The following is a 16,235-nucleotide window of genomic DNA, read 5'->3' on the forward strand; positions in this document are numbered from 1 at the left end:
TGAGTAGGGGCACAGGACAACGAGCATGAAGAAGACGGCGACGGGGGCTACGCCGGGGATGGCCAGTCCCCGGATCCTTGCCAGCGCCGCGGCCAGCAAACTCGCGTGAGCGGCATGACCGTCGAGATGCACCCGCACCGGTCGGGCATGCCGAGCCACCGTGGCAGCGGTGGACAGCACCCGGGCCCGCATCGAGCCCCGGATCCCACAACCACCACCACGAACGGGCGGCCGTACGCGTGGCCTTGGCCTTCTCGCTGGTGCTGGGCAGCCGGCTCGGCGCGCGTCACAGGCGATTTTGTACGCCGCCGCCAACTCGGCCGGATCCGCGCCGAGCAAGCCAGCCCAGCTGCTCAACATGCCGGCGAGTACCACCGCGTGCATCCTCACCCGGTTCGCCGGATAGGAGTAGTGCGGCACAGCAGGGAATCCAAGGTCTTTAGCGTCTTTGAACCTCTGCTCGCACCGACCCCGCGACCGGTGCCGTAAATCCAGCACCTGCGGTAGGCCTGCACTATCGGTGACGAAAGCGGTGACGCGTCGACCGTCGATGTCGGTGACCCGACCTGACAGGCGGTGGCCGGGTATTCCACGCACACGATGATTCTTACTTCGGACGGGAAGATCGCCAGGTCAACGGACGTATTCCATCGCCGTGCCCGGCCTGATTATGCCGGTGATATTTTCCGACTTAGGCAGTGTCAGTGTCGGTGACCCCACCTGCGGCACCAGGGAGCGATACACCCTGTTTGACCGCCTCGGGCAGAGTCGAGACTAGCGCGCCGATTTTTTCGTTAACTCGGATACCCAACGAGTAGGCGAACCCTCTTCTATGCAGGTAGTGCGACACTTACCTCGATCCGCCGACGCCGTCGGTGCGCACCAGAATCTTTCCATGCGATGTTGCAGCCCTCCGGGGATCCGGGCAGGCAGCGGTACGCGTTGCGGACAAGTACGATGTGATCGTCGGAATTGTCCACCCCGGCATTGTCCGAGCGCATCAGCAGCGCCAGGGGTTCCCGCCGAGTGCGCCGCCCGTGGTCGACGAACGCGCACAGCGGGTGGAAGCCGTAGCCTTTCTTGTACCTCGCGATGGCGGACTGCTTTTCGGAGTGGATGTGCATCAGCGAGGCCTCCACGTCGATGATCAACGGGTCGTCTTTCCAGGCCATCGTGGTGGGCGTCTTTTTCATTTTTTTGTCGGCAAAGTGGACAACGAGCCACCAACACCGTGGACACGGTTTTCGGCATGATGGACACCACCACTGCTCCCGCTGGCCTACGGCCGACATCATCCCATTTCAACGCGGGTGCAACGACGGCATCAACGTCCCGTCTTTCAGCCGGGTGGCGTTGTCGGCAGGTCCAGATCCACAGCCAATGAGGACAGCACCGCCCCGGGACTGTGTGGGTAACCGTGGAGGAGACCAATCCGGCAAGTTCACTTTCAAGGGTGTCGGTAACACCGAGTCCGACGGTGGAGATGACGATGAGGGCGTCGGTAGTCTTCACCTTGAGGGCGATCCTGTTCTGTCTACGATTTTTTGCTTCAGTCCCATGTATCTTAGCAGGTCAGGGTAATTTTCTTCGCTTTAGGGGGATTTTTCGAAACCCAGATGAATTATCCGGGCCAGCGGTCGGCGATGTGTCCACTTCTGCGCAAGAGGCCGACTGCGCAGAAGTGGACACATCCGTAGGTTGCGGAACCGACAGGTTGATTGAGAATCCGACACGTCTGTGCCTGCCGTCGCTGCCTTATTTCCCGTGTTCAGTACCGCCAGAATGAATGCGAGAAACGACAGTATGCCCGAGAACGGTCCGACGCTGCTCCTCGGGAGCCAGATACGACGTCACTACGGCGACAGCTTGGAAGCCGACGAGGTAGAGAATGATCCAGGGGCCCGACCTCAGGCTGTGATCGACGATGAGCATGAACACGCACATGGCCATGGAGAGAATCATGTTGACCCGAAGATACGTCTTCGGCGTGATATTCCCCGTGAAGAACTTCGTGCGACGTAGAACGTGAGTCGCAGCAAGCATCACACAGGCGTAGATGATGCCAAGCACAACTCCAGGAAATAACGCCATGCCGCTCAGCCTACAGAGATCACTCAGCGCTTTCCGCGACGACCAGCCACTGAGCACCGCCATCGACCCACCAGACAGCCGACATCATGTCACTCGGATCCTGCCCCTCCTCGAGCAACGACCCGGGATTGTCCAACGCTGCCTGGTAGACGACCTCGGCATCATCACCGGAGAGCTCGCCACTCTCGCCCGACGGAGGATGCGGCGACAGGAAGTCATCCGGATCCGGCCCAGGCCACAGCGGCACATCGTCCTGTGTGAGGTCGTTGTCCAGCATTCCCGGACGATAGACCGTGATGTCCTGCGGGAGGTTCGTGCTCTCCTCCCCCTCGGCATCGCCTTGCCCACCGCACGCCGCCGTCGAGATCGCCACACCAGCAACCACCGCCAGAGCCAGCGGTCGGACGTTAAATCCCTTCACGGTCGACACCCCTCGACGATGCAGTGAATTACAAAGTTAGTCAATGGAACTATATACATGACCGTACAGCCCGTTCGCCCAGGTGTCCAGCGTTAACCCTCGGGAAACCCCGTCGGGACCGTGAGGAAACTCCCCTCTCGTAGATTCACATTTGTCCTAGATAACGGACACCGATCAACGAGAAGGAGTGCTCATGCCTGCTGCAGACGTAGCGTGGATCCTCGCCGCATTTTCCCTGGTGCTGCTCATGTTCCCGGGACTGGCGATGTTGTACGGAGGGATGCTCAACGGCCGCAGCGTCCTGAACATGATGATGATGGTGATGTCGTCGCTGGCGGTCACCACGGTGGTCTACATCATCGTCGGTCACGGGCTCGTCGTCGGCGACAGCGTCGCCGGCCTACGACTGATCGGCGACCCCCTCGAGTTCGCCTTCTTCAACGACCTCATGACCGACGACGGCAACGGCACCACCCTGAACACTGCGTTCTTCACCCTCTTCGCCGCCATCAGCGTCGCCCTGGTCTCCTCCGGCGCCGCCGGGCGCATGAAGTTCGACGCCTGGATGATCTTCGCCGCCATCTGGGTTCTGCTCGTCTACGCCCCCATGGCCCACTGGGTCTTCGCCGCCGATGACGAGGAGGCCGGCACCACCGGCGGATGGATGATCAACGTCCTCGGCCTGCACGACTTCGCCGGTGGCACCGCCGTGCACATGAACGCCGGCGCAGCGGGCCTCGCCCTGGCCGTCTTCCTCGGCCGTCGCGCCACCAAGGACCACCGGCCCCACAACCTCCCGCTGATGCTCATCGGCGCGGGCATGATCGCCATGGGCTGGATGGGCTTCAACGGCGGCACCGCTGGCGGAGCGAACTTCCTCGCCCAGTATGTGATCCTCACTTCCCTGCTCTCCCTGGCGGGAGGAATGCTGGGCTTCATCATCATGCAGCGGGTCGTCAACGGCCACTACACGCTGATGGGCCTGGGTACCGGCATGATCGCCGGTCTCGTCGGCATCACCCCGGTGGCGGACGCCGTCCACCCCGTCGGAGCGGTGTTCGTGGGCATGGCCGCCTCCGCAGCCGCTTTCGGCGCGATCAAGCTGGCACGACGCTACGGCGTCGACGACTCGGCGGACGTCTTCGCCGTCCACGGCGTCGGCGGGATGGCGGGTGCCATGTTCGTCGTGTTCTTCGGCGCGGCCGCCGCGCCCGCGGGACGTGCCGGGATCTTCTTCGGCGGTTCCCCCGACCTGGTCTGGAGGGAGATCGTGGCGATCGTGGTGACCGTCTCGTTCTCCTTCCTGATGACCTACGCGATCGCCTGGGTGATGGACAAGATCCACCCCATCCGCATCACCGAGGAAGACGAGGGCCGCGGGATCGACGCCGCGATCCATGACGAGCAGGCCTACGACAGGACGATGGAGCCGGCCGGCACTGCCGACCGCACCATCAGCTGAGCTGGCAGGTTCAGGCCAGTTCCGGCTTCTCCCACAGGTTCAGTACCGTGCCGAGGTTCTTCTCCTCGGCGGTGGCGTAGAGGTCGGTGGCCCAGGCCACGTCCTCGACGGGCATGCCGCCCACGGAGTACACGGTGACGGTCTCCGGGTCCCAGCCCGGGGCCTTGCCCTCGGCAACGTCGGCGATGACCTCGATCTTCGACTTGTCGAGACTCCCCTCACGGACCAGGTCGTACCACTTCGTCCCCGGGATGCCGAGCAGCACGAAGGCCTGGTCACCGTACTCTTCCTCCCACGCCTCGTAGAGACCGTAGGCGTCGAGGACGAGGCGGGCGTCGCCGGCGAGGAAGTCGTCGTCGAACCGGGCGGCGGCCGGGGCCGCGACGAGACAGCCCGGCTTCAGCCACTCCTCCTTGAAGTACGGGAAGGCCGACGGACCGGCGAAGTCGGTGGTGGTCGAGGCCATCACGATATCGGCGTCGGTCACCGCCTCCTCGATCGAGTCACAGCCCACGACCTCGACCTGGGGGTACGCCTCTTGGATGTAGTCGTGGAAGGAGTCCACACCACGCTGGCTGCGGCCCTTCACCTTGATCGTCGTGATGCCGGGGCGCAGTGCGAGGATCGCGTCGGTGTTGGTACGCGCCATCACGCCCGGGCCGACGACAGCCAGGGTCGTCGAGTCCGGGTTGGAGAGGTACTTCACGCCCACCCCCGGCACCGCACCGGTGCGGACCGCGGAGAGGATGTTCGCGCTCATGATCGCCTTCGGCGCGCCGGTCACCGTGTCATTGAGCACGAAGACGTGGATCGAGCGAGGCAGTCCCTCCTTGCGGTTCTCCGCATTGGACCCGTACCACTTCACGCCGGTGTTGTTGAAGCGTCCTCCCAGGTAGGCGGGCATTGCCATGAACCGACGGTCGGGACCGTCGGCCGGCATGCCGTCGAACTCGGGCTTCTCCGGGAACGAGATCATCGCCCCGTGGGAGTTGTGGTTGAGTCCCGCCATCATGTAGTCGCCCCTGTTCAGGAGGATGAGGGTCTCCTCCATCACGTCCACGCAGCGGGCGATGTCGCGGACCCCTGCCTCGATCATGTCGGGTTCACTGAGGTAGCGGAAGTTGATGCTCGTGTCGGGCGTGGTGGTGTCAGGCTGCTCGGCCATGTCGGCACTCTCCTTGGTGGTTACCAGTGTTGAACAGTAGGAAATTTTATGGCGTGGGTTTTTCCCGTCGGTCTCGCGCGGATTTCTGACGCATTAAGGTTTCCTCATCAAGAATGCCAGGGATCTGACCAGGGCGCGCAGACCGGCCAGGACGTCGGCGTCCGCGGCGTCCTCCCGCGGGGAGTGCGAGATCCCGTGCGGTGAGCGGACGAACAACATCGAGGTCGGTACGCGTGGGGCCAGGATCCCGGAGTCGTGACCTGCCTGGGTGGGAAGTTCCGGCAGGTACTCCCCCGCGTCGGCGGCGAGCTTGGCGTGCACGTCGCGCAGGTCGGCGTCGAATTCCACGACGGGCGCATAGGACACCCGCGTCACCGTGCAGGTCACGCCATGGTCACCGGACGCCTGCCGGGCGGTCTGCGCCACCCGGTCGACGAGGGACGCCAGGGTGTCGTCGTCGGCGGCACGCGCGTCGAGCAAGGCGACGACCCGGGCGGGAACCACGTTCGGGCCGGCAGGTTCGACGTGGAAGCGCCCGAAGGTGGCCCGGGCGTCCAGCGCCCCGGCGGCCGCGCGCGCCGCCAGCACCGTCTCGGCGAACGGCAACGCGGCGTCCTTCCTGTCCTCCAGACGTGCGGTCCCCGCATGGTCGGCGACGCCGTCGAAGACGAACTCCCACCGCCCGTGCGGCCAGATCGCCGAGGCCACGCCCACGGCGGCGTCGAGAGTTGCGGCAAGGTTCCTTCCCTGCTCAATGTGCACCTCGACCTGTGCACCGATGCGCGCGAGCTCCTGCGGGTCCTCCCCCACGTCCTGAGGGTCGGCACCCGCGGCGGTCATCGCCTCGGCGAGGCTCACGCCGTCGGCGTCGACAAGTGCGCGGGCGGTGGCGGGGTCGATCGCCCCGCTCATCAGCTTCGAGCCCAAGCAGGCGACGCCGAAGCGTGCACCCTCCTCGTCCATGTAGTCCACGACTGCCAGGGACCGCGGGGCGGCGAAGGAGCCCGCCTGTTCCGCGGCCTGCAGTTCATCGACGGCGAGGAAGCCGAGGACCACGCCGAGGGGGCCGTCCCACAGTCCCCCGTCCGGCACGGAATCCAGGTGCGAGCCGGTGACCACGGAGCCCTCGCGCGGCTCGCCCCACCAGGCACGCAGGTTGCCGTTGACGTCGGTGGCCACGTGCATGCCGCGCTCCTGGGCCTGCGCGGTGAACCACGCCCGCAGCGCCCGGTCCTCTGCGGTCCAGGAGAAACGTCGTACTCCGGATTCGGTGACGCCGATCTCCGCGAGCTGCGCCCACATCCGGTGGAAGCGCTCGAGGGCGGCGTCGGGGTCCCGGAGTTCGTTGATCCCGTTCATGCCGGTGGTCCTCTCCTCAGGGTCGCAACGCACTCGTCACGTCCCCGTCACATGTGTAGTGTTTCATGTCAGTATCGTCTGATTCACAAGAAGAATCACCCCCACGATAACCCAGCCACCCAGCCGCCACAACAGGGAGCATCCGAAGATGGGCACCACGACCAGCACAGACAACTACGACTACGTCATCGTCGGCGGCGGCCTCGAAGGCCTCGCCATCGCCTGGGGGCTGACCTCCCGCGGGGAGAAGAGCGTGCTCGTGCTCGAACGCGGGCAACTCTGCGGCGGCATGACCGGCAAGTCCTCCGGCGTGGTGCGCTCGCACTACGGCACCCCGTCGGTGGCGAAGATGGGGTGGACCGGAACAAAATTCCTCCACCGGGCCGAGGAGATCCTCGGCGACGACTGCGGCTTCCGCAACTGCGGGTACATGGTCGGCGTCGGCGCCGAGAACTCCGACGCGCTGAAAGCCAATGTCGCTATGCAGCAGGGGCTCGGCATCGACGTCTCCTTCATCACTGGTTATGAGGCCCGCGAGCTGTGGCCCGGCCTGCATGTCGACGATTTCGACGCCATCGCCTACGAACCGCTCGGCGGACGTGGCGACGCACCGATGCTCGGCATGGCCTTCTCCGTCGCCGCCCGCCGGCAGGGCGCGACGGTACGCAGCGGCGTGAACGTCACCGGCTTCACCTGCGGCGCGGATGACAGGGTCACCGGCGTGACCCTCGCCGACGGCTCCACCGTCGGTGCCGGTCAGGTCATCCTCGCCACCGGCGCCTGGGCCCGGCAGCTGGGCTCCACCGTGGGTCTCGACCTGCCGGTGCACGCCCAACGCGCCCAGTTGATGCTTGTCTCCCCCGGTGCCGACCTGGGACGCGTCCCCGTACTTTCCGACCTGGTCAGCCTGCAGTACCTGTGCGGTGAACCCAACGGCGAGATCCTCTGCGGCAACTCCGACCACCGCGATCCCCACTGGGCGGACCCGGACAACTACCGCAACAGGGCCGACGACGACTTCGTCGAGTGGACCATCGGCAAGCTCATGCACCGCCTGCCCGACATGCCCAATCCAGCGCTCACCTCGTCCTACGCCGGCTGCTACGACACGACCCCCGACTACAACCCGATCATCGGGCCCTCCGGGGTCGACGGCCTGTTCCTCGCCGTCGGCTTCGCCGGGCACGGCTATAAGATTGCCCCGGCCGTCGCCGACCTCGTCGCCGATCTGCTGCTGGACGGGGCGTCGTCGGACGCGGACGTCCCGGCGTCCGACTTCCGACTGGAGCGCTTCGCCGAGAACGACCTGACTCGAAGCCTGCACCCCTACGTAGGTGCCGGCGAGATGCGGTGAGGATAGGATCTGACCCCATGTCGAACCCTCAACAGGACACCGCACAGGACACCGCACCAGACCACGAGATCGACCCGGCGGCCGTCGCGCCGTCCAGCGCCGACGATCGGTCGATCGAGGTCAGCCTGGGACGTCGCGTGCGTGCGCTGCGCACCTCGCGCGGTATGTCGGTGACCGGCCTGGCCGAACGTTCGGGACTGTCACGCGCAATGCTGTCGAAGATCGAGAACGCCCAGACCTCCTGTTCACTGACCTCGGTGGCGCACCTCGCCGAGGCGCTCGACGTCCCGGTGTCGACCCTATTCCGTGACGCACAGGTTGAACGCCCCGCCGCCCACACCCCCGCCGGCACAGGCACCCGTATCAGCGGGCGCGGAACCCGCCACAACCACGTCTACGAACTGCTCGGATCCTTCCGCGGCCACGGCGACACCTCCTCGGGACCTCACCTTGAGCCGGTGCTCGTGACCCTGCACGACCGTTCGGAGACGCACCCTCGTTTCCAGCACCCGGGCACCGAACTGATCTACATGCTCGACGGCGACATGACCTACCGCCACCAGGACACCGACTACCGCATGCGCCCCGGCGACGCCCTGCTCCTGGACGGTGAGGGAGTCCACGGTCCCGTCGAGCTGACCGAACTGCCCATCAGATTCCTGGCCGTGACCGCCTACCCGGAGGAACGCACGTGACCCCACCCACCGTGGCCGTCCACCACCCGAGCGACCACCGTCCCCACGACCCCGCCTTCCAGTCGCTGCTCGACCTGCTGAACGACCGCATCGCCGCGGCCGTGCGCAACCTCGGGTGGCGGGTGGAGTTCATCGCAGGTGACAGTACCGAGCGTGCTGAAAGTGCTGGCGGTCCTGAGAGTGCCGACATGATCGTCCTGGCAGGTGGGGAGGACGTGGACCCAGCGTTCTACGGTGCCGGTGCGTCCTGCGCCGGTGCCGGACGTCACCTCACCACCGCCGACCGAGCCCACATTCGGGTCGTGACCCGGGCGGTGGCCGACGGAGTGCCGGTGCTGGGCATCTGCCGCGGCATGCAGCTGGTCAACGTCGCGCTCGGCGGCACGCTGGTGCAGGACATGTCCATCAGCCTGCCCACCTGCGCAGGAGCGCACGGTGCCAACCACAGACGGGAGGACGGCTCGGACCCCGGTGTGTTCACGCGCCTCGCCGGCGGCCCGACGGGGATCGTCCCCGACGGCCCGGCCGTGTGCATCCACCACCAGGCGGTGGACCGGCTGGCACCGGGGCTGAGGGTCGTCGCCCGCGCCTCCGACGGCACGGTCGAGGCGGTGGTCCATGAGACCGCCCCAGTGACCGGGGTGCAGTGGCACCCGGAGCATCCGGCCGCAGCGTCCGGGAACCTGACCGACCTGCTGCTGCGGATGCAGCGGCAGGCGGCGGCGCGTCCGGTGCGTCCTACGCGTCCGGTTGGTGTCCACAGCGGGTGAGTACCGCTCAGCGCACGGCGTCCTGCAACTCGGTCGCCTGCGCCACGCTCTCCTCCGGCACCGCACGCCAGGCCGCGAGGAACAGGAGCAGCAGCGCCACGATACCGGCCACGCCCTGAGCGTTGGCCAGGATCCACGGCTGCCCCACCGCGTCCTGCACCCACCCCCAGTCGGCGATCCTGTAGTGCAGAAACACGTTCACCACCACCAGCAACGCCGCGGCCGTGGTCGTCGGCCAGTCGCGCACACCGCCCAGGAGCTGGGAGGCCAGCAGTGCCACGGCCACAATCACACCCGACCAGTGGTGCGTCACCGCGTAGGGTGCCGCCACGCTCACCGCCAGGACGAGGAGCAGCAACGTGGTGACGGGACGTCCTGCTCGCAGCAGGCGCAGGGATGCCCAGCCCGCGGCCACCGCGACCGCCAGCAGGACGGGCAGCATCACCGTCTGCGCCAGGTCGCCGTCCATCCCCGCCCTGGTGAGCAGGCCGGTTGCTGCCTGGTTGGCCTCGAAGGACGGCGGGCCGGCGCGTTCGTCGTCGAAGAACTCACTGGTCCAGAAGAACACTGCCTCGCCGGGGCGCATCAGCCAGCCGAGTGCGGCGGTCACGAGGAACGTCCCGGCGGACCGCGCCAGATCACCCCACCGGCGTGTCACCAGGAACACCAGGGCGAATGCCGCCGGGGTGATCTTGATGCCGGCCGCAAGACCCACCCCGACACCACGCAGTCGGCGGGGTGTGAACCCGAGGACGTCGGCGGTGACCAGCAGGACGAGGAAGACGTTGATCTGGCCGAACTCCATGTTCGCCCGCAGCGGCTCCATGCACAGAGCGAGGCCGAGCATCGGCAGCGCCACCAGAGGCGCCCACCGCAGTCGCAGCCGGTGGGCCGCCATCGCCAGCACCGCCCAAGCCGCCACCACCGAAGCGAGCGTCCAGAGCATCTCCATGGTCTGGTCGTTGACCCAGGTCAGCGGGACGAACAGGGCTGCGGCGAGTGGTGGGTAAATGAAGGGGAAGCCGGTGCGTGAGTCCAGGTCATCGCCGTAGAGTCCCCCACCGTCGACGATCGCCTGCCCGGTATCCCGGAACACGCCCAGGTCCAGCAGGTAGCTGTCGCGCGCATAACCCAGCACCCAGGCGCACTGCCAGACCAGCAAACCGACCCCGATGACGAGCGCGCTCACCGCAGCGATGCGTCCGGCTCTGCTCTGTGGAAGGCCCCGTGGCTGGTGACTTGGATGGTCACGGGGCTGGTCCTGCGGTTGGTCACGGCGGGCCTCGAGGGCGGTGTCGTGCGGTGCGGAGATCGTCATAGAGGGGAGGATCACTCCATCAGGTCGGTGACGAGGGACGATCCATCAGGCTAGGGAACCGCCCTGGCCTGCCCGTCCGTGACGACTGACAGGTTGCTGGCCAGGCCCTGTCACCAAATGAAGCGGCCGTCCTGCCCGAAAGACGCCGGACGCACCTCGCTCACCCAGTCAGGACGCACCGGACCGTAGATGTGCGGGTAGTTCTGTCCGTCCCCGCCGTCCTCTTCGAGGACCTCTGTGCCGGCCGCGCGGACGCGGTCATCGTCGATGACCAGGACGCACAGGGCGGCGTCCTCGTCGCGGTAGAACCTTCGGGCGGTCGGCCCGACCTGCTCCTGTGTCGAGGCGTGGACGTAGCCGACGCTGTCCACGGACAGCCCCACCGTGGACACCCGGTACTCCCCTGTCTCCAGGACGGCGGTCCAGTCAGGGACCCGTGCAATGTGGAAGATCGTCATGCCACCACTGTGCCGCAGTCCGGCGCCGCGCACATGCAGGGGCTCGCATAGGCTGGAGCCCCATGGACCACTTCTTCAGCCCGTCTCTCCACCAGTCCACCGCCCCGTTCTCCCACCTGACCAGGCACGGGGACCTGGCTTTCACCGCCGGAATCATCGGACAGGACCGGACCTCCGGTGAACTCGTCTCCGCGGATGTGGGAGAGCAGTGCGCGGCGATGATGGACAACTTGGGAATTCTGTTGTCCGAGAACTCTCTCGACTGGTCCGACATCCTGCGCACGACCGTGTACCTGACCTCGTACGACGACTTCGCGGTCATCAACGACGAATACGCCCGATGGATGGACGGGCCCTACCCCGCCCGGACGACGGTCCAGGTCGCAGGACTGCCGCTGGGAGCGTCCGTCCAGATCGACGCGGTCGTCTCGACCTCGGGACGGTAGGAACGCATGGCTACAACCACCAGTTTTTCTGCCCAGCCCACCTCAATCGATGGACTCGTCACAATTGATTCCACCCGCATCGAAGATGACCGCGGATGGTTCCAGGAAAAGTTCCACGCGGAGAAACTCCATGGCCTTGGAGTAGCCGAAGGATTCGAGATCGTCCAGACGAGTCTCTCCTTCAATAGACGAGGGTCGACCCGGGGTTTTCATGCCGAGCCGTGGAACAAATTCATCAGCCTCGTAGACGGTGAAGCTTTCTCTGCCTTTGTCGACCTCCGAGACGGGCCTGGGTTCGGACGGGTCTGCGAGGTCGAACTGTCACCGCTTCGTTCCGTCTTCGTACCGCCGGGAGTTGCGAACTCGTACCAGTGCCTCACCGACCTGCACTACCTCTACAGTGTCGACCAGCATTGGACCCCTGATGTTCACGACAGCATGTCCTTCGTCAATCTCGCCGACCCCCAGATCAGTGTCAACTGGCCTATCCCACTCGCCGAAGCGATCATATCCGAGCGAGACAGGAACCATCCCCTCCTTAAGAACTTCACTCCGGTGCGGTAGCGCCGCGTACGACCCGGCGGAGCTCACCGGCCCCTCCTGCTGAAACTGAGTTCACGATGTGGGAGAATATGACCATGAACCTCCCACACGATGATATCGATCCCGACGGCCTCCTCGAGTACTCCGTCGTCTTCACCGACCGTTCCCTCAACCACATGTCGGCACGGTTCACCACGGTCATGCAGGACATCCGCGACGTCCTGATCAGCGCCTACGACGCCGACACCGTCGCCGTGGTCCCCGGGGGCGGCAGCTACGCGATGGAGGCGGTCGCCCGCCAGCTCGTCACCGACAAGCGCACCCTCATCGTCCGAAATGGACTGTTCTCCTTCCGCTGGTCGCAGATCATCGACGCCGGACGCATCACCGACGACGTCACCGTGCTCAAGGCACGTCAGACCGGCGACGAGCCGACGTCCACCTGGGTGCCCGCCCCGATCGACGAGGTCACCGCCGCGATCCGCCGTGAGCGTCCCGAGATCGTCATCGCGCCGCACGTCGAGACCGCCGCCGGCATCCAGCTCACCGACGTCTACCTCACCGCCATGGCCGACGCTGCCCACGAGGTCGGCGCCCTGGTCGTCCTCGACTGCGTCGCCTCCGGAGCGTCCTGGGTCTCGATGACCGAAACCGGGGTGGACGTGCTGGTCAGCGCCCCGCAGAAGGGCTGGAGCGGAACCCCCTGCGCCGGCTACGTGATGCTCAGCCCCGCCGCGCGCAAGGCCGTGAACGCCTCGACGTCCTCCATCTTCGCCGTGGACCTGAAGAAGTGGCTGTTCATCACCGACGAATACGGCCAGGGTCGCACCCCGTACCACGCCACCCTGCCGACCGACGGTCTCGCGCACAACGCAGCGCTGATGATCGAGGCCCGCGACCGTGGCCTGGAGAACCTGCGCGCCGCGCAGATCGAACTGGGCACCAAGGTCCGCGCACTGCTCGAGGAGCACGGAATCCAGGCCATCGCCACAGGCGAGTTCGCCGCCCCCAGCGTGGTCGTCGCCTACACCGACGACCCTGCCGTGAAGTCCGGCGCGAAGTTCAAGGAGGCCGGTGTACAGGTCGCCGGCGGTGTGCCGCTGCAGTGCGGTGAGCCAGAGAGCTTCTCCACCTTCCGCCTGGGCCTGTTCGGCCTGGACAAGCTCGCCGACGTGGACGGCGCGGTCGACCGCCTGCGCACCGCCCTGGACAAGTTGGGGATGTAGAGCCATGCTCTTCGCATTCTCCATCGCCCCCTCAACCACCCCGGAACCGGACGGTTCGATGGCCCACATCGTGGCCAAGGCCGTGGAGGTCGTCCGGGAGTCCGGGCTGCCCCACGAGACCACGTCAATGTTCACTACGATCGAGGGTGAATGGGACGAGGTGATGCCCGTCGTCAAGCGTGCCTGCGAGGCCGTGGGCGAGTACTCGCCGCGGGTGTCGTTGGTACTCAAGGCCGACCTGCGGCCCGGGCACGACGGCGAGATCACCGGCAAGGTTGAGCGTCTCAACGCCGCCATCGACGGGGACGGTCAGTGACGGCTACCCGGCAGCCCCCGCTCAGCTCACCGACGCAGCGGCGTTGCGCTCGGTGAAGTAGTCCGCCGCACGCACCGGCGCATAGACCGCCCCACCGCCGATAGGGGGCGCGAGGGGCTCGACGACCTGCGTCATGTCCGGCTCCATGAAGGCGATGATGCTGTACAGCTCCTCCGAGGGCTCGTCCTCGCTCGGTGCGAGCACCCGGTGCCGGGTCGAGCGCCACCGATCCCCCGTCCACCGGGCCAGCAGGTCGGCGATGTTGATCGTCAACGCCCCCTCCACGAACGGGGCGTCCTGCCACTGGCCGTCGGCACCCTGCACCTGCAGTCCGCCGTAGCCGGGCTGACGGTCCAGGATGGTGACCAGCCCCCAGTCGGTGTGCGGGGCGATACGGTACTGCCCCTCCTTCGCCCGCCCCACCACCGACAACGCCGGGTAGCGGTTCACGTTGAAGGTGTGCGGCGAATCCCCCGCCCGCTCGACGAAGTAGCCCTCGTCGAGCCCGAGGGCGGTGGCGAGCATTTCCAGCAGATCCCGGTACAGCGCACGAGCAGCCTCGGCCCAGCGCGACACCAGCGCTTCGAGCGCCGGGACCTCCTGCGGGTACACGTTGGCGCGGAAGTATGTCTCGTCGATGTCGGCGTCCCCCGTGGTGTGCTCTCGGCCGAAGGTCAGCGTCTCCTTGAGGTCGGCCTTGTCGACGTCGGGGACGTCGCCGTAGTAGGCGTTCGCCTCGTCGCCCGTGCGGATCCAGCCCCGTCCTCCGACCACCGTGCGGTAACGCTCCTTGAGATCGTCCGGCAGGGCGAAGAACTCCGCGGCGGCCGCACGCAGTTCCGCCGACAGTGCCGGCTCGATGCCGTGGCCGGAGACCATGAAGAACCCGGAGTCCTTCATCGCTCGGTCGAGGCGGTCCGCCTGGACCCTACGCCGGTCCGCGGGCGCATCACGCCAGTCCGCGACGTCGAACAAGGGGATATCCAGCATCGTGCCCGTCAAAGGTTTGCCTCTCTTCAGCCAACTGTGTGTGGGTATCGTACACCCACTTCACACAGAGGCAAGGACCTCCTTCAGGACGCTGCGGACGTCCTCGCGCTGCCCCGCGGACGCCATCCCCGTCACCGTGAGCGTGACCACGTCGCGCACACCGTATACTCCCCCGCTCGACTGCCCCACCATCATCCGCCCGGAGGTCATCCTGGGACGCTGACGGGGCCATGTCGGGTCACCTCACACGTGCCGACTCGATACGCGCCGGTGCGACGTAGGCGGTACCCGCCGTGCACAGGATCGCGCCGAGGGTGAGGAGCGTGTTCCAGTCGCCGTCCAACAGGCCGCCGAGCAGCACGTAAACCACACCGGCAGCGATGGCCAGGGCCAGGATCGCCGCGCCGAAGAGGTTCTCGTTGCCCGTGCCCACCACCGGGATGTACAGCAGTCCGGCGAGGACGCCGACGATGCCGGCAATCAGCCCGTAGACCACCGCCGCGCCGGGGCCCTGGGCCGCCCACCCGGTGATCGCCGAGACGATGAGGTCGACGACCAACAGGATCGCGAAGGAGATCACCGCGCACAGCACGCCGAGGATCACCAGGTTGATGACGACCTTCTTCGTGTCGAAGCGTCCGGCCAACAGGTTCTCCGGCTGCTGCTGGGAAGGCTGCCGGGGCTGGTACTGCTGCTGGTAGCCCTGCCCCTGCTGCGGCTGCTGGGGCGAATACTGCCGCGTCGGCTGGTTCTGCTGACCGTAGCCACGGTTCTGGTCAGGACGGTAGGGCTGCTGGTTACTCATGCGACCAGTCTTCCATCAGGTCACACCCGGATCAACAACTCCCCGTGCGGCATCACGAAGGCCGCCGCCTCGTCCGCTGCCCAGGAACGCCAGCCGGCGCAGATCCCCGCGGCGTCCTGCACCTGTGCTGCCTCAGCAGACTCAGCAGCCTGTGTCCGGCGGATCCAGCTGTCCGCCAGCCACGACGCCCCTGAGCCGTGAGTGTAGGTCCACGTCGAGGTGGTGAAGCCCAGCTGCCCGGGGCCGAGGCCGGCCTGCCGGGCCCAGGCGGGCAGCAGGCGTCCGGCGTCCGGCTCCCCGCCGTTGGCGCGGGCGCGCCGACGGTAGTCGCGCTGCCACTCGACCAGCCCCTCGGGCTGCGGGTGGAAGAACATGCCGGCGTAGTCGGCGTCGCGCACCGCGACGATCCCGCCCGGGGCGGCGACACGCACGAGTTCGCGCAGCACGGCGACCGGGTCGGCCACATGTTGCAGTACCTGGTGGGCGATGACCACGTCGAAGGTACCGTCGGCGACGGGCAACGCGTGGGCGTCGCCGAGCGCGAACTGCGCGCCGATGCCGCGCTCCTCGGCCAGCCCACGGGCCGCGCGCAGGGGCTCATCGGTATTCTCCACGCCGGTGACCTGCGACGCCGACCCGCCGAGTCCGGCGACGATCGCGGCGACGTCGAGGGTGATCGACCCTGGACCGCAGCCCACGTCCAGCACGCGGGAGTCGCGGTGCAGGTGCGGCAGGACGAACGCCAATGAATCCTGCGCGGTGCGGGTCAGGTGGTTGGCCAACACGGCCGGGCCGTGGCCGTGGGTGTACTTCATC

The 16,235-nt window shown here is 66.7% G+C and carries 19 protein-coding genes; 8 read left to right on the top strand and 11 right to left on the bottom strand.

What is annotated here, in order from left to right:
- Positions 1-830: 830 nt before the first annotated feature.
- The 3 genes from ACT3SZ_RS06250 to ACT3SZ_RS06260 all read right to left on the bottom strand — a co-directional run bounded on the left by ACT3SZ_RS06250 (position 831) and on the right by ACT3SZ_RS06260 (position 2,512).
- Positions 831-1,193: a hypothetical protein gene (locus ACT3SZ_RS06250; protein WP_444617521.1), complete on the bottom strand. Its 363-nt coding sequence runs from the start codon at positions 1,191-1,193 to the stop codon at positions 831-833.
- A gap of 562 nt (positions 1,194-1,755) precedes the next feature.
- Entirely contained in the window at positions 1,756-2,091 is a 336-nt protein-coding gene (locus ACT3SZ_RS06255; RefSeq protein ID WP_444617522.1) for a hypothetical protein, read from the bottom strand.
- A gap of 19 nt (positions 2,092-2,110) precedes the next feature.
- A complete protein-coding gene (locus ACT3SZ_RS06260; protein ID WP_444617524.1) occupies positions 2,111-2,512 on the bottom strand; it encodes a hypothetical protein in 402 nt (133 codons plus the stop codon).
- A gap of 193 nt (positions 2,513-2,705) precedes the next feature.
- On the opposite strand from ACT3SZ_RS06260, the gene ACT3SZ_RS06265 reads away from it, so the two are divergent.
- Positions 2,706-3,974 carry an ammonium transporter gene (locus tag ACT3SZ_RS06265; protein WP_444617525.1) on the top strand — a complete coding sequence of 423 codons (1,269 nt, stop codon included), beginning with the start codon at positions 2,706-2,708 and terminating at the stop codon, positions 3,972-3,974.
- Positions 3,975-3,984: 10 nt separating this feature from the next.
- Here the strand turns inward: ACT3SZ_RS06265 and ACT3SZ_RS06270 are convergent, their stop codons facing one another.
- Together ACT3SZ_RS06270 and ACT3SZ_RS06275 are read right to left on the bottom strand one after the other, a co-directional pair.
- The gene (locus tag ACT3SZ_RS06270) at positions 3,985-5,139 is read right to left on the bottom strand and encodes a tyramine oxidase subunit B (RefSeq protein ID WP_444617526.1); all 1,155 of its coding nucleotides are present in this window, start codon (positions 5,137-5,139) and stop codon (positions 3,985-3,987) included.
- Positions 5,140-5,232: 93 nt separating this feature from the next.
- The gene (locus ACT3SZ_RS06275; RefSeq protein WP_444617527.1) at positions 5,233-6,498 is read right to left on the bottom strand and encodes an allantoate amidohydrolase; all 1,266 of its coding nucleotides are present in this window, start codon (positions 6,496-6,498) and stop codon (positions 5,233-5,235) included.
- 148 nt (positions 6,499-6,646) lie between these two features.
- Between ACT3SZ_RS06275 and ACT3SZ_RS06280 the strand changes: the two genes are divergently transcribed.
- From ACT3SZ_RS06280 to ACT3SZ_RS06290, 3 genes are read left to right on the top strand one after another with little or no spacing between them, the layout of a single operon-like run.
- Positions 6,647-7,852, top strand: coding sequence for an NAD(P)/FAD-dependent oxidoreductase (locus tag ACT3SZ_RS06280; protein WP_444617528.1), 1,206 nt, complete (start codon positions 6,647-6,649; stop codon positions 7,850-7,852).
- Positions 7,853-7,869: 17 nt separating this feature from the next.
- Positions 7,870-8,547 (top strand): helix-turn-helix domain-containing protein, encoded by a 678-nt coding sequence (locus ACT3SZ_RS06285; RefSeq protein WP_444617529.1) that lies wholly within the window; start codon positions 7,870-7,872, stop codon positions 8,545-8,547.
- Entirely contained in the window at positions 8,544-9,317 is a 774-nt protein-coding gene (locus ACT3SZ_RS06290; RefSeq protein WP_444617530.1) for a gamma-glutamyl-gamma-aminobutyrate hydrolase family protein, read from the top strand. Before ACT3SZ_RS06285 ends, ACT3SZ_RS06290 begins: the two co-directional genes overlap by 4 nt.
- Before the next feature lie 7 nt (positions 9,318-9,324).
- Here the strand turns inward: ACT3SZ_RS06290 and ACT3SZ_RS06295 are convergent, their stop codons facing one another.
- The gene (locus ACT3SZ_RS06295) at positions 9,325-10,635 is read right to left on the bottom strand and encodes a glycosyltransferase 87 family protein (protein ID WP_444617532.1); all 1,311 of its coding nucleotides are present in this window, start codon (positions 10,633-10,635) and stop codon (positions 9,325-9,327) included.
- A gap of 110 nt (positions 10,636-10,745) precedes the next feature.
- On the bottom strand, positions 10,746-11,093 hold the full coding sequence (locus ACT3SZ_RS06300; protein WP_444617533.1) for a DUF952 domain-containing protein: 348 nt from the start codon (positions 11,091-11,093) through the stop codon (positions 10,746-10,748).
- Positions 11,094-11,155: 62 nt separating this feature from the next.
- Between ACT3SZ_RS06300 and ACT3SZ_RS06305 the strand changes: the two genes are divergently transcribed.
- The 4 genes from ACT3SZ_RS06305 (at position 11,156) to ACT3SZ_RS06320 (ending at position 13,624) form a co-directional block, all read left to right on the top strand.
- Entirely contained in the window at positions 11,156-11,539 is a 384-nt protein-coding gene (locus ACT3SZ_RS06305; protein WP_444617534.1) for a RidA family protein, read from the top strand.
- Between the two features lie 6 nt (positions 11,540-11,545).
- Entirely contained in the window at positions 11,546-12,103 is a 558-nt protein-coding gene (locus ACT3SZ_RS06310; RefSeq protein ID WP_444617536.1) for a dTDP-4-dehydrorhamnose 3,5-epimerase family protein, read from the top strand.
- A 74-nt stretch (positions 12,104-12,177) separates the two neighbouring features.
- Positions 12,178-13,308 carry an aminotransferase class V-fold PLP-dependent enzyme gene (locus ACT3SZ_RS06315; protein ID WP_444617538.1) on the top strand — a complete coding sequence of 377 codons (1,131 nt, stop codon included), beginning with the start codon at positions 12,178-12,180 and terminating at the stop codon, positions 13,306-13,308.
- A gap of 4 nt (positions 13,309-13,312) precedes the next feature.
- Positions 13,313-13,624: a thiamine-binding protein gene (locus ACT3SZ_RS06320; RefSeq protein WP_441579182.1), complete on the top strand. Its 312-nt coding sequence runs from the start codon at positions 13,313-13,315 to the stop codon at positions 13,622-13,624.
- 21 nt (positions 13,625-13,645) lie between these two features.
- On the opposite strand, the gene ACT3SZ_RS06325 is transcribed toward ACT3SZ_RS06320, so the two are convergent.
- From ACT3SZ_RS06325 to ACT3SZ_RS06340, 4 genes are read right to left on the bottom strand one after another with little or no spacing between them, the layout of a single operon-like run.
- Positions 13,646-14,614 (bottom strand): isopenicillin N synthase family dioxygenase, encoded by a 969-nt coding sequence (locus tag ACT3SZ_RS06325; RefSeq protein WP_444617540.1) that lies wholly within the window; start codon positions 14,612-14,614, stop codon positions 13,646-13,648.
- Between the two features lie 60 nt (positions 14,615-14,674).
- Positions 14,675-14,824: a hypothetical protein gene (locus tag ACT3SZ_RS06330; RefSeq protein WP_444617542.1), complete on the bottom strand. Its 150-nt coding sequence runs from the start codon at positions 14,822-14,824 to the stop codon at positions 14,675-14,677.
- A gap of 28 nt (positions 14,825-14,852) precedes the next feature.
- Positions 14,853-15,419 (bottom strand): hypothetical protein, encoded by a 567-nt coding sequence (locus ACT3SZ_RS06335; RefSeq protein WP_444617544.1) that lies wholly within the window; start codon positions 15,417-15,419, stop codon positions 14,853-14,855.
- 20 nt (positions 15,420-15,439) lie between these two features.
- A complete protein-coding gene (locus ACT3SZ_RS06340) occupies positions 15,440-16,234 on the bottom strand; it encodes a class I SAM-dependent methyltransferase (RefSeq protein WP_444617546.1) in 795 nt (264 codons plus the stop codon).
- Position 16,235: the final 1 nt, after the last annotated feature.

Source organism: Corynebacterium sp. AOP40-9SA-29 (assembly GCF_052377405.1).
Taxonomy (GTDB): domain Bacteria; phylum Actinomycetota; class Actinomycetes; order Mycobacteriales; family Mycobacteriaceae; genus Corynebacterium.

Excerpts from the sequence above, each read along its gene's own strand:
- ACT3SZ_RS06250 (WP_444617521.1), bottom strand. The coding sequence starts at position 1,193 with ATGAAAAAGACGCCCACCACGATGGCCTGGAAAGACGACCCGTTGATC.
- ACT3SZ_RS06255 (WP_444617522.1), bottom strand. The coding sequence starts at position 2,091 with ATGGCGTTATTTCCTGGAGTTGTGCTTGGCATCATCTACGCCTGTGTG.
- ACT3SZ_RS06265 (WP_444617525.1), top strand. The coding sequence starts at position 2,706 with ATGCCTGCTGCAGACGTAGCGTGGATCCTCGCCGCATTTTCCCTGGTG.
- ACT3SZ_RS06270 (WP_444617526.1), bottom strand. The coding sequence starts at position 5,139 with ATGGCCGAGCAGCCTGACACCACCACGCCCGACACGAGCATCAACTTC.
- ACT3SZ_RS06275 (WP_444617527.1), bottom strand. The coding sequence starts at position 6,498 with ATGAACGGGATCAACGAACTCCGGGACCCCGACGCCGCCCTCGAGCGC.
- ACT3SZ_RS06280 (WP_444617528.1), top strand. The coding sequence starts at position 6,647 with ATGGGCACCACGACCAGCACAGACAACTACGACTACGTCATCGTCGGC.
- ACT3SZ_RS06285 (WP_444617529.1), top strand. The coding sequence starts at position 7,870 with ATGTCGAACCCTCAACAGGACACCGCACAGGACACCGCACCAGACCAC.
- ACT3SZ_RS06295 (WP_444617532.1), bottom strand. The coding sequence starts at position 10,635 with ATGACGATCTCCGCACCGCACGACACCGCCCTCGAGGCCCGCCGTGAC.
- ACT3SZ_RS06300 (WP_444617533.1), bottom strand. The coding sequence starts at position 11,093 with ATGACGATCTTCCACATTGCACGGGTCCCTGACTGGACCGCCGTCCTG.
- ACT3SZ_RS06305 (WP_444617534.1), top strand. The coding sequence starts at position 11,156 with ATGGACCACTTCTTCAGCCCGTCTCTCCACCAGTCCACCGCCCCGTTC.
- ACT3SZ_RS06310 (WP_444617536.1), top strand. The coding sequence starts at position 11,546 with ATGGCTACAACCACCAGTTTTTCTGCCCAGCCCACCTCAATCGATGGA.
- ACT3SZ_RS06315 (WP_444617538.1), top strand. The coding sequence starts at position 12,178 with ATGAACCTCCCACACGATGATATCGATCCCGACGGCCTCCTCGAGTAC.
- ACT3SZ_RS06320 (WP_441579182.1), top strand. The coding sequence starts at position 13,313 with ATGCTCTTCGCATTCTCCATCGCCCCCTCAACCACCCCGGAACCGGAC.
- ACT3SZ_RS06325 (WP_444617540.1), bottom strand. The coding sequence starts at position 14,614 with ATGCTGGATATCCCCTTGTTCGACGTCGCGGACTGGCGTGATGCGCCC.
- ACT3SZ_RS06330 (WP_444617542.1), bottom strand. The coding sequence starts at position 14,824 with ATGACCTCCGGGCGGATGATGGTGGGGCAGTCGAGCGGGGGAGTATAC.
- ACT3SZ_RS06335 (WP_444617544.1), bottom strand. The coding sequence starts at position 15,419 with ATGAGTAACCAGCAGCCCTACCGTCCTGACCAGAACCGTGGCTACGGT.
- ACT3SZ_RS06340 (WP_444617546.1), bottom strand. The coding sequence starts at position 16,234 with ATGAAGTACACCCACGGCCACGGCCCGGCCGTGTTGGCCAACCACCTG.